This is a genomic window from Kitasatospora sp. NPDC048296 (assembly GCF_043201815.1).
In the GTDB taxonomy this organism is placed as follows: Bacteria; Actinomycetota; Actinomycetes; order Streptomycetales; family Streptomycetaceae; genus Kitasatospora.
Map to the genome: position 1 here is coordinate 96,061 of NZ_JBICZB010000026.1, position 10,645 is coordinate 106,705.

The window sequence follows — 10,645 nt, forward strand, 5'->3', positions numbered from 1 at the left end:
GCCAGCGGTTCTGCCTGTCAGGCAAGGCTGACGCACCGTCACACCTTGGCTGGAATTTGCTGCTGCCGGTGTGAATATGCCATTGGAATGTTCGTCATATGGAAACCGGCAGTAGCCTTCCGTGTCGAACCTGCCACTGCTGGTGGCGATCCGGCCGGAACCGCGCTGCGCCCGGCCACCCCAGACCCCGCGAAGGAGCCGGTGTGCCGGGTATCGACGAATGTCTCTCCGGAGCGATGGCGATCGCCGGCGCCCGCGCCGCGAGCCTGGTCGACTGGAGCAGCGGACTCGCCCTCGGCAGCCTCGGAGACAGCCCGACCGGCGAGCACGAGACCTCGGCCGCCGAGGCAACCGACCTGGTACGCGCGGCCGTTGAGAGTCAGACTTTCACCGTGGCGGAGGACCGGCGGTCGCCGCTGGAGGACATCATCGTCACCGCGGGCCGCAGTTACCACCTGATCCGCTTCATTGACACCGTCTTCGACAGCCGTCTGGTACTGCACCTCTGGCTGGACCGTGCGGAGGGCAACCTCGCCGTCGCCCGCTTCCGCCTCCAGGCGCTCGCCGAGGAGCTGGTGCTGGGGTGAGCGTGACGCCCGTACGGACCACCGCATTCCGGCCGGCCCGCCGGACGGACACCCCCCGGTGGCGGCCCGCGTGACCGCCGCGCCCCCCGCCGCCCCGCCCCCCATGACCGAACCCCCCGTGACCAAGCCCCCGATGACCGATCCCCCCACCGGCAATCCGCTCACGGCCAAGGGCACCACCGCCTCGGCCTCCTCGGTCGAGCCCGCCACCGCCCCAACCGCGACGGAACGAACGGAATCGACGATGCCGACCGGACCCGTCGCGCCGGCCGGACCCGCCCGGCCGAGGACCCCGGGCGAGGCCGTCGCCCTGCTCGCCGCCCGCCGCGCCACCGGTGCCCTGTACGGCCCGCTCGGCAGCCTCCACCTGGTCGACGGCCAGGTGACCGCCGCCGAGTCCCCGCGCGCACCCGGCCTGGCCGACCTGCTCACCGGCTGCGGGCGGATCACCCCCGAGGGCTGGGTGGACCTCCTCCGCCTCCACGGCCCCCGGGGCCGGGTCGGCGAGGCGCTGGTCGAACGCGGGCTGATCACCCGGGGCGAGCTCGAACTCGGCCACCTGGGAACGCTGTTCGACGCCGCCTACTTCACCCTGGCGGACCGGGCGGGCGGCACCTGGCGGTTCGAGCCCGATGCCCGGCACTGGCTCGGACCGGTGGCGGCGGTCGACCCGGCGCGGCTGCACCGCGAGGTCGAACGCCGGAGTCGACTCCTCGACCGGATCTGGCCGTGGCCGCAGCTCGACACCGCTCCCGTCCGCCCGGTCGAGCACACCCGGCGCCCCTCCCACCGTCCGCCCGGCCGCCGCCGGCGCGAACTGCTGGACCACGCCGACGGCCGAAGAACCCCGGCGGACCTGGCCCGGCTGCTCGGCCGCTCCGGCTTCGGCGTGACGGCGGACGTCCGCCGCCTGGCCGCCGCCGGTCTGCTGGACGCCCCGCGACCCGAGGCCCCCAGGCCCGATTTCCCGCGGCCCGAGGCACCCAGGCCCGACGCACCTCCAGTCGACGCTCCCCGCCCCGACGCCCCGCGGCACGCCGCGCCGACGGCCGTGAGGCCCGAAGTCCCCCCGCAGGGAGGGCGCGGAGCGGCCGGGGGCCTGCACCGCCGGGTCCCCGGGGCGACCCTCCGCGGTGCCGCGGCAGCCGTCCGTCCGGAAGCCGCAGCTGCCGTGCCCACCCGTCCCGACCGCCCGCCCGCCACGGCAGCGGCCCACCCGCTGACCGTCCCCGACCCGGACATCGCGCTGCTGACCCGGGTCCGAGACCTTCTGGAGGCCCGACTTTGAGCAACCCTCCGCCCGCGACCCCGCCGTACCGGCCATGAGGCGGGCGCTCAAGCAGCGTGTCGGAAGGAGACAACTGATCGCCTTGGAGACCGAGCTGCTCGCCGAAATCCGCGCCGTCAAGCGGCGCGTCCCGCACCTCGCGGGCGGCCTGGTGGCCAGCGTGGACGGCCTGCTGGTCGCCCACGACACCCACGGGACCGAACCCTCCGGGCTCGCCGCGATGACGGCGGCCTCGCTCTCGCTGGCCCAACGGCTCGCCGACACCACCGGCCAGGGCGAGTTCCGCGAGTCGCTGGTACGCGGAGAGCACGGCTACGTCGCCACCTACGCCGCCGGCGGCAGCTGCGTGCTGACCCTGCTGGCGCACCCGGACGTCAACGTCGGCCGGCTCCATCTGGAGGCCCGCCGCTGCGCGCGGCGCATCGCCGAACTGCTCAACGACGCCCTGGTGCCCAAGGACCCGCGCGACACGGCCTGACCCCGACCACCGGACCGACCGACCATCCGAAACCGCGGTCGGGCCAACCGGCCCGACCGGTCCAACCGACCCGACCCAGCTAGCCCCACCACCCCACCGACCAACAGGAGTTGAAAGAAATGACCGACGCAGCCGGCGCGCTCAAGCAGGCCATGACCACGATCGAAGGCGCCATCGGCGCCGCCCTCGTCGACTACAACAGCGGTATGGCGCTCGCCACTCTCGACGGCCCCGGCGGCCTGGACCTCAACGTCGCCGCGGCCGGGAACACCGACGTGGTGCGCGCCAAGATGCGCACCATGGACATGCTCGGCCTCCAGGACGGCATCGAGGACATCCTGATCACCCTGTCCAGCCAGTACCACCTGATCCGCCCGCTCACCGGCCGCACCGGCAAGGGCCTGTTCCTCTACCTCGCGCTGGACAAGGGACGCGCCAACCTGGCGATGGCGCGCCACCAGCTCACCAAGGTCGAGGCCGACCTGGAGGTCTGAGCCCGGACCGCGCAGGACGGGACCCCGGCGGCTCAGGCGCCGCCGGGCTCCGTCCACCGCACCTCGCCGCCCGGCAGGCCCGCGCACACCGCGCCCTCGGCGGTCCGCACGCTCCACGGCGCGAGCAGGGCGTGCGGCGGGACGGACAGCGCACCGCCCTCGGCGAAGCCCAGCTCCAGGCCGCCGGCCAGGGTGATCCGGGCGGTGTCGACGGTCCGGCCGACCAGCGCCAGCAGGGCGGGGGTCGGACGGAAGGTCAGCGCCGGGAAGTAGTGCTCGACCTCCGCCGGCGCGGTGAAGGACGGCACCGCGAAGCGGAACTCGTGCGTCACCCGGACGGTCACCGGTCCGTCGAGTCGCAGGTCGAGCCGGTCGCCGCCGCTCACCGTCGCCACCCGCCGACCGGCCAGCACCTCACTGATCCCGTTCCGCATGCCCCCGGTGTCACCCACCGGCCACGTCCTGACCCACCGCCTGCCCGCGCACCAGCTCGACCGGTCCGCCCACCCGCTCCCGGGCGGCCAGCGCGGCGGCCGTACGGCTCCAGGACGGTCCGTTCAGCAGCGCCCGCGCCTCGGCCGGGTCGCAGAGCCGCCACTCCATCAACTCCTGCTCCTGCAGGGCGATCGAGCCGAGCAGCTCCTGCGTCACCGTGCCGCCGTCGAACACGTACACCAGCACGGCGGTGTCCCGGCCGGTGGCCGGATCGGCACCGGGGTCGGCCGCCGTCCCCGGCAGCCAGTCCAGCGCCAGCATCCGCCCGGGCTCGACCTCCCACCCCAGCTCCTCGCGGATCTCCCGCCGCGCCGCCGCCCGCGGCCCCTCCCGGTCCGCCTCGACCCCGCCGCCCGGCAGCGTCCAGTACGGCACCTGCCCGCGCGGCCCGTCCCACGGCCGCAACCGCACCAGCAGCACCCGGCCGTCACCGTCGGTGAACAGTGCCCGCGCCTTCGCCCGGATCCGCGGCCGGGTGGCGTAGTAGGTGTCCCGGTCCATCGGCGGCGCCGGCTGGAAGGGGGACACGCCGTCCGGCATCGGCACGGCGGCCAGCCCGATGTACTCGGGTACGGGCCCGTCCGTCGTCACGTGGTCGAGCGTGTGCCCGACGGGCCGACTGTCCTCCAGCTCCAACGGGCCGGCCGCGCGCGGCGCCCGCAGACAGGCCGTCACTCGCCGGGACAGCCGGGGCGCGAGCGCGTGCCCCACCTCCTCCGTCGTGGCCCAGGCGCACGCCCCGATCTCCGCGGCGTCCGGCCGGATGGCCGACACCTGCTCGGCGGTCAGCGGCTCCGCCCAGTACAGGTACGCGACGATCGGTGGCCGGCGGCTCGACACCGCCCAGTCGACACAGGCCAGTGGCCCCAACCTGGGGGTGAACCCCAGCTCCTCCTCGACCTCCCGTACGGCGGTCTCCCTCGGCGACCGGTCCTGCGGTTCCCACCCGCCACCCGGGATCGCCACCGGATGCCGCCGATCGTACGGAAGCTGTACGACCAGCAGCCGCCCCCGCTCATCCGGGAACAGCACCCCGGCCGCCGCCAGGACCTCCCGCCCCGGCGCCTTCGACGTCTCCACCCCGGCTCCCTCCGTCACGCACTCCTCCACCGAGCACTCCTCCGCACCACTGCCGCACGACAATGCTCCATCCGGGGCGACATCCCCGGCCGCAATGATGGTTCCCCCGGGGCGCCACTTCGATCAACCCGCCAGGGCCGACGCCTCACCCCAGCGACGCCAGCGCCTGCGCCGCCGCCCGGGCCATCTGCTCGTCGTGCCGCCCGCTCGCCCCGCGGAGGCGGGCGAGGCCCTCGGCCGCCGCCAGGGCGAGCAGGCCCGGCAGGAGGTCGGTGCTGCGGGCGATGACCCAGCGGGTGCCCTTGGTGGCCATCCACCACAGGTCGGCGGCCAGGCCCGGCGGAGGTTCGGTGGCTTCGGTGGCGGGTGGCGGGCCGAGTGGATGGCCGGCTTCGGTGAGCAGGTCGTGGAAGCGGCGGGCGATCAGGCGGTGTCCCTCGGCACTGGGGTGGAGGCGGTCGACGCTCAGGAGTCCGCGCTGTGCGCACCAGGGCAGGTCGGCGATGTGCAGGTGTACCGCCCGGTGCCGGGCGGTGAGCGCGTGCACCACGGTGTTGACCGCCCGCATCCGGCGGGCCAGGGGGCAGGCGAGCGGCGCCGGGAGCCGGAGCAGGGTGCCGGGGTCGGGCAGGCAGGCGGTCAGCAACACGGCTCCGTGGGCGGAGAGTTCACCCAGGGTGGCGTCCAGTTCCAGGGTGGTGCGCCGGATGTCGAAGCCCGCCCGCAGGGTGTCGTTGCCGCCGACCACCACGGCCGCGAGCTGCGGCCGCGCGGCCAGCGCCGCCGGGAGCTGACGTGTCGTCAGGTCGCTGGTCAGTGCCCCGCTGTACGCCAGGTTGGTGAACCTGACCTCCCGGCCGCCCGGTGCCAGCGTGTGCGCCAGCACGGCGGCCCAGCCGCGCCACTCCTCGCCGACCTGGTCCCCGATCCCCTCCGTGAGCGAGTCCCCGAGCGCGACGAAGCGCAGCAGTTCGCCCGACGCCGGTCGTTCCTCCGCCGCCCGGTCAGGCCCGGTGTCCAGCACGCTCATCCCAACCCCCCTCGGCCGCTTCGGAGTTCCGTACGCCATGCGCTGCCAGGAAGGCCGCCACCGCGGTCGACCAGCCGTACCGCTCGGCCTGCGCCCGGGCGGCCGCGCGCCGGGTCCCCTCCGGCCGCCGAAGCAACTCGCGGACGGCACAGGCGAATCCGGCCCCGGTGTCGACGGCGGCCACCCCGGCGAGCCCGATCAGCCCCGGGAGTGCGGAGGAGCGGCTGACCGCGACGGGCGTGCCGCAGGCCAGCGCTTCCATCGCGGCCAGGCCGAAGGTCTCCACGGGCCCGGGCGCGAGCACGACGTCCGCGCAGCCCAGCAGCCGGGCCAGCGCTTCGCGCCGGTTCAGGTGCCCGAGGAAGCGCACCGGCAGCCGCAGCCGGGCGGCCCGGGCGGCCAGCCGCTTCCGCAGCGGCCCGGTCCCGGCCACCACCAGGACGGCGGGCAGCCCGCGCGCCCGCAGCCGGGCCAGCGCTTCGACCGCCCGCTCGGGCCGTTTCTCCGCCGACAGTCGCGAGCAGAGCACCAGCAAGGCGTCGTCCGGTGCCGCGTACCGGGCCCGCTCCGCCGCCCGTTCGGCCGGCGGCAGCGGCCGCATCGCGTCCAGGTCGACCCCGAGCGGGGCCCGGACCAGGTTGGGCACGCCGATCCGGCGGAACTCCGCCGCCGCCCAGTCGGTGGTGCAGAGCACCGAGTCGTAGGCGCGGGCCGTCGCCGCGTTGAGCCGGTCGGCGGCCGCCGAGGCCAGGGGGCCGGGCAGGCCCCAGGTGCGCAGCACCCCGGTGGCGCTCTCGTGCGAGACCATCACCGAGCGGACGCCGTGCCGCCGCGCCCAGGCGCCGGTCCAGCGCAGGGTCGTCCGGTCGGAGACCTCCAGCCGGTCGGGGCTGAGCCGGGTCAGCTCGGCGGCCACCGCCCGCCGGTCGGCGAGCAGCCGGTAGCCGCCGCTGGCCGGCAGCACCGGGCCGGGCAGGGTGACCACCAGGCCCTGCCCGGTCTCCTCCACCGTGCGGCGTTCGCCGGGCACGATCAGCACCGGTCGGTGCCCGGCCGCCCGGTAGCCGGTGCCGAGGTGGCGCAGCGCGGTGCGCAGGCCGCCGGAGACCGGGGTGACGAAGTTGGCGAGCCGGACGATGGTCAGCGGGTCGGTCATGCCGACAGCTCCTCCGGCAGGACCGGTACCACCGGGGCGACCGAGGCCGAGGACGGGGGAGCGGGCGGCAGCGGCAGCCCCCGGTGCTCGGCGAGCACCTCGTCGTAGTGGCGGAGCAAAAGGTCCCCGACCGCCTCCCAGGTCCGGGCGGCCACCTCGGCCCGCCCGGCCGTCCCGTACGCGGCCCGCCGGGCCGGGTCGGCGGCCAGTTCGGCCACCGCCCGGGCCACCGCCGCGCCGTCCCGGGGCGGCACCAGCAGACCGGTGCGGCGGTGGGCGACCAGGTCCAGCGGGCCGCCGGCGGCCGGGCCGATCACCGGCACGCCGCTGGCCATCGCCTCCTGGATGGTCTGGCAGAAGGTCTCCAGCGGGCCGGTGTGCACGAACACGTCCAGCGTCGCGAAGCAGCGCGCGAGTTCCTCACCGGTGCGGCGGCCGAGGAACACCGCGCCGGGCATCGAGGCCTTGAGTGAGGGCGCCGACGGCCCGTCCCCGACCACCACGACCCGCACCCCGGGCAGGGCGGAGGCCGCCGCCAGCAGGTCGACCCGCTTCTCGGGCGCCAGCCGCCCGACGTACCCGACCAGCACCTCCCCGCCGGGCGCGAGCGCCCGGCGCAGCCCCTCGTCGCGGTGGCGCGGGTGGAAGCGCACCGAGTCCACCCCGCGCGGCCACAGCTGCACCCGGGGCACTCCGTGCGCGGTGAGGTCCTGTGCGGCGGGGGTGGACGGCGCCAGGGTGCGGGCGGCCGCCCGGTGCACGGCCCGGATCCGCCGCCAGGCGGCGGCCTCCCCGAGTCCCCGTCCGGCCCGGTAGGCGTGCGCGTACCCGGCCAGGTCGGTCTGGTACACGGCGACGGCGGGCACCCCGAGCCGCGCCGCGACCGGCATGGCGCGCGCGCCCAGCACGAACGGGCTGGCCAGGTGCACGATGTCCGGCCGGTGCCCGGCGACGGCGGCGGTCAGCTGCCGGCTCGGCAGCGCGATCCGCACCTGCGGGTACCCCGGCAGCGGCATCGAGGGGATCCGCACCACGGGGATCCGCTCCGCCTCGGTGCCGGAACCGAAGGTCTGCGGTGAGCACTGGGCGCCCCGCGCCGGCGCGGGGGTGACGACGAGGGGTCGGTGGCCCCGGCGGACCAGGTGCTCGGCCGTCCGCAGCACGCTGTGGGCGACTCCGTTGACCTCGGGCGGGAAGGATTCGGTGACGATGACGACGCGCATGCCAGTGTTCTGTCCGCGCCCGGCATGCTTCCGGCCAAAGGGATCTGTCGTACAAGCGAACGCGGGTCGGCGATTTGCACCACCGACCCGCGTGTTCAGCCAGATGTCATCTCAGGCCGACCCGGCCGCCTCCTTGAGCTCCGCGTACGGCGCGAGCTTGCGGATCGACTCGATGCTCTTCAGACAGTCGTCCTTGCTCTCGTACGGGTCGCCGGTCACCACGACGGACCCGTTGCTCGCCTTGAGCCGGAACCGGTGCATCCCGCTCTCGTCCTTGTACAGTTCGAACTTCCCAGCCATGCCAGTCGACACCTCTCGCTCGGGTAACACCCCCTCGCACCGCACCGTAGGTCCAACCCCATTGCGCCGCCCGCCGGCTGAGGCATCCGAGGGACGAAGTCGACCGGCCGGGGATCGGAGGAGCCCGGGTTGGAGGCGGCGCCCGCGCCCGCGTCGTAGCGGAGGGTCAGCGCCCCTGAGCCGGGCCGCCCGGAGCCGATCCCGTTCTTCGGCGGGCTCGGCAGCGTCAACCCGGTTGTGGTGCTGCCCGGGGCCGCCGGCGCGGATGCCGAGCGCATCGCCGAGGGCTACGCGGTGTCGCTGACGATGGGCACCGGCCAGTTCTGCACCAATCCCGCACTGCTCTTCGTCCCCGAGGACCCCGACCTGCTCCAGCGGATCGCGACGGCCATCGCCAGGAGCACGGGCGGTGCGATGCTGTCGCCCGGCATCCACGACAGCTACCTGGCCCGTACCGCCCAACCGCCCGCCGGCACGGCCGCGGGCCGCACCTCGGTCGGCGCGACGGCGATCAACCACTGGTCGGTACCCGTCACCTACCAGGACTGGCCCGACTCCCTCCTGCCCTCCGAACTGCGGGACGGGAACCCGCTCGCCGTCCCCCGCCGCCATCATCCCTGACCCGGTGGCGGTTCCTGTGCCCGCCCCGGGAGAGATTCCCCGGGCGGGCACAGGCGTTGAGGGGCGATCCGTCGCCGGGGATTCCGCCGCGTCCGCGCGCCGGACGCGGCACGTGGGCGGCGGGCTCAGGCGCCGTTGAGGCGCTCGGCGATGGTGCGGAGGATCCGGGCCTGGTGGTGGACCAGGTAGAAGTGGCCGCCGTCGTGGACGTCGAGGGAGAAGCCACCGGTGGTGTGCTCGGACCAGGCGGCCGCCTCCTCCTCGGTGACCATCGGGTCCTCGGTGCCGATGAGGACGTGCACCGGGCAGTTCAGCTTGGCGCCGGGCCGGTACTGGTAGGTCTCCGTCGCCTTGTAGTCGTTCCGGATGGCGGGCAGCGCCATTCGCAGCAACTCCTCGTCGCCGAGCACCTGCTCGTCGGTGCCGCTGAGCTCCCGGTGCTTGGCGATCAGTTCGGTGTCGTCGCCGAGGTGGACGGTGCCGCCCTCGCGGTGGCGGGAGGGGGCGGGGCGGGCCGAGACGAAGAGCGCGCTCGGGACCGTGCCGGCCTCCTCGAAGCGGCGGGCGAGTTCGAAGGCGAGGCTGGCTCCCATGCTGTGGCCGAAGAACGCCACCGGGCCGTCCGTGGTGCGCCGGAGCACGGGGAGGAGCTGATCGGCCAGCTCGTCGATCGACTCGACCAGCGGCTCCGAACGGCGGTCCTGCCGGCCCGGGTACTGGACCGCCACCACGTCGCAACCGGGGGCCAGCGCGCGGGACATGGGGAAGTAGGAGGTGGCGCTGCCGCCCGTGTGCGGGAGGCAGACGAGGGTCGGGGCGCCGGGGCCGGCCTGGTGGTAGCGGCGTATCCAGAGCCGGTCGGTGGTGACGGTGCTCGTCATGGGTGGTGCTGTCCCTCCGGGGATCGTCAGTGCGGCTGCTCGGCCGCGATCTCCGCGTACCGGTCGCGGAGTTCGGACAGGATCGGATGATCCGTCGCAAAAGGTACGGAGCCGATGGCGGAGATCGGCCTGACGCCGACCGCGGCGTTGGTGGCGAACGCCGCCTCCATGAACGGAAGCTGGTACAGGGTCACGGTCCTGGACACGCAGTGGTCGTGAACGCCGGTCAGCAGCGCCTCGGTCACGCCGGGCAGGTGCTCCGCTCGCGGCCAGACCACCTGGCGGCCGTCGAAGAAGCCCACGTTCCAGGTGGCGCCCTCGGAGATGCCCAGTTCGTCGCCGTGGAACAACACGTCATCGAAGCCGTCGAGTTGTGCCGCGCGGCGCAGGTGCAGGCTGTCGAACAGTCCGGTGTGCTTCGCCCCGGCGACCTGGCGCAGGTGCCTGACCGGCTGCACGCGCATCGGCCCCTGCGGAACCGGCGGTGCGGGGCGCGTGGTGACGAGGATCCTCGGGGCGGCCGGTCCGGCCGGGTGAGTGAGGCTCAGATCCGGGTCGAAGGCGGTGATCCGGACGACCGCATCACCATCCGTCAGATCCACGGCGGCAAAGTTCTTGACGGACCTGATCCAGGTTCAGTTCGGTGCCGAATACCGTTCGGCAGTCCCGTTCCAGCCGCGCGAAATGCAGTGCGAGTCCGCGTATTGCGCCGCCCTCGACGCGCTCACCGCGCCGAGCCGCGTCGACGAGCGGCAGGACGAACTCGCCGAACTCGACCGGTCCCTCATCCGGATGATCCGGCGCCGCGCCGAACTGGTCGGCGCGATCGAGGCGGAGCGCCGGGCCGCCGGCCTGCCCCGCACCGAACTCACCCGGGAGAACCGGATGTTGCAGGAGTGGAAGCGCCTGGGCTCCAAGATCCGCGAGTTCACCGGCGGCGAGGACGTGGACATCGTCTTCGAGCACCCGGGCCGCGAGACCTTCGGCGCCTCGGTGTACGTCACCCGCAAGG

General features: G+C 74.7%; 14 protein-coding genes. 6 read left to right on the forward strand and 8 right to left on the reverse strand.

Annotated elements, in window-relative coordinates:
* Positions 1 to 203: 203 nt before the first annotated feature.
* The 4 genes from ACGF12_RS17970 to ACGF12_RS17985 all read left to right on the forward strand — a co-directional run bounded on the left by ACGF12_RS17970 (position 204) and on the right by ACGF12_RS17985 (position 2,847).
* Complete coding sequence (locus ACGF12_RS17970) at positions 204 to 587, forward strand: hypothetical protein (RefSeq protein ID WP_393030396.1); 384 nt, start codon at positions 204 to 206, stop codon at positions 585 to 587.
* Between the two features lie 133 nt (positions 588 to 720).
* On the forward strand, positions 721 to 1,875 hold the full coding sequence (locus ACGF12_RS17975; protein ID WP_393030399.1) for a hypothetical protein: 1,155 nt from the start codon (positions 721 to 723) through the stop codon (positions 1,873 to 1,875).
* Between the two features lie 82 nt (positions 1,876 to 1,957).
* A complete protein-coding gene (locus ACGF12_RS17980) occupies positions 1,958 to 2,353 on the forward strand; it encodes a roadblock/LC7 domain-containing protein (RefSeq protein WP_393030402.1) in 396 nt (131 codons plus the stop codon).
* A 119-nt stretch (positions 2,354 to 2,472) separates the two neighbouring features.
* Positions 2,473 to 2,847 (forward strand): hypothetical protein, encoded by a 375-nt coding sequence (locus tag ACGF12_RS17985; RefSeq protein ID WP_387626093.1) that lies wholly within the window; start codon positions 2,473 to 2,475, stop codon positions 2,845 to 2,847.
* A 32-nt stretch (positions 2,848 to 2,879) separates the two neighbouring features.
* Here ACGF12_RS17985 and ACGF12_RS17990 read toward each other — a convergent pair whose 3' ends face one another.
* The 6 genes from ACGF12_RS17990 to ACGF12_RS18015 form a co-directional block, all read right to left on the reverse strand.
* A complete protein-coding gene (locus ACGF12_RS17990; protein WP_393030405.1) occupies positions 2,880 to 3,281 on the reverse strand; it encodes a DUF6188 family protein in 402 nt (133 codons plus the stop codon).
* A 10-nt stretch (positions 3,282 to 3,291) separates the two neighbouring features.
* Positions 3,292 to 4,440, reverse strand: coding sequence for an NUDIX domain-containing protein (locus ACGF12_RS17995; protein ID WP_393030408.1), 1,149 nt, complete (start codon positions 4,438 to 4,440; stop codon positions 3,292 to 3,294).
* A gap of 127 nt (positions 4,441 to 4,567) precedes the next feature.
* Positions 4,568 to 5,452, reverse strand: coding sequence for an SGNH/GDSL hydrolase family protein (locus tag ACGF12_RS18000; protein WP_393030411.1), 885 nt, complete (start codon positions 5,450 to 5,452; stop codon positions 4,568 to 4,570).
* Positions 5,427 to 6,608 (reverse strand): glycosyltransferase, encoded by a 1,182-nt coding sequence (locus ACGF12_RS18005; RefSeq protein ID WP_393030414.1) that lies wholly within the window; start codon positions 6,606 to 6,608, stop codon positions 5,427 to 5,429. Before ACGF12_RS18005 ends, ACGF12_RS18000 begins: the two co-directional genes overlap by 26 nt.
* Positions 6,605 to 7,831 carry a glycosyltransferase family 4 protein gene (locus ACGF12_RS18010; protein ID WP_393030417.1) on the reverse strand — a complete coding sequence of 409 codons (1,227 nt, stop codon included), beginning with the start codon at positions 7,829 to 7,831 and terminating at the stop codon, positions 6,605 to 6,607. Before ACGF12_RS18010 ends, ACGF12_RS18005 begins: the two co-directional genes overlap by 4 nt.
* Before the next feature lie 111 nt (positions 7,832 to 7,942).
* Positions 7,943 to 8,131 (reverse strand): YegP family protein, encoded by a 189-nt coding sequence (locus ACGF12_RS18015; RefSeq protein WP_380610341.1) that lies wholly within the window; start codon positions 8,129 to 8,131, stop codon positions 7,943 to 7,945.
* Positions 8,132 to 8,368: 237 nt separating this feature from the next.
* Between ACGF12_RS18015 and ACGF12_RS18020 the strand changes: the two genes are divergently transcribed.
* Positions 8,369 to 8,752 (forward strand): hypothetical protein, encoded by a 384-nt coding sequence (locus ACGF12_RS18020; RefSeq protein ID WP_393030421.1) that lies wholly within the window; start codon positions 8,369 to 8,371, stop codon positions 8,750 to 8,752.
* 125 nt (positions 8,753 to 8,877) lie between these two features.
* On the opposite strand, the gene ACGF12_RS18025 is transcribed toward ACGF12_RS18020, so the two are convergent.
* Entirely contained in the window at positions 8,878 to 9,633 is a 756-nt protein-coding gene (locus ACGF12_RS18025) for a thioesterase II family protein (RefSeq protein WP_393030423.1), read from the reverse strand.
* 26 nt (positions 9,634 to 9,659) lie between these two features.
* A complete protein-coding gene (locus ACGF12_RS18030) occupies positions 9,660 to 10,235 on the reverse strand; it encodes an aminotransferase class IV (RefSeq protein ID WP_393030426.1) in 576 nt (191 codons plus the stop codon).
* An 82-nt stretch (positions 10,236 to 10,317) separates the two neighbouring features.
* Here ACGF12_RS18030 and ACGF12_RS18035 point away from each other — a divergent pair.
* On the forward strand, positions 10,318 to 10,645 hold a 328-nt coding region (locus tag ACGF12_RS18035), incomplete at its 3' end, for a chorismate mutase (protein WP_393030447.1).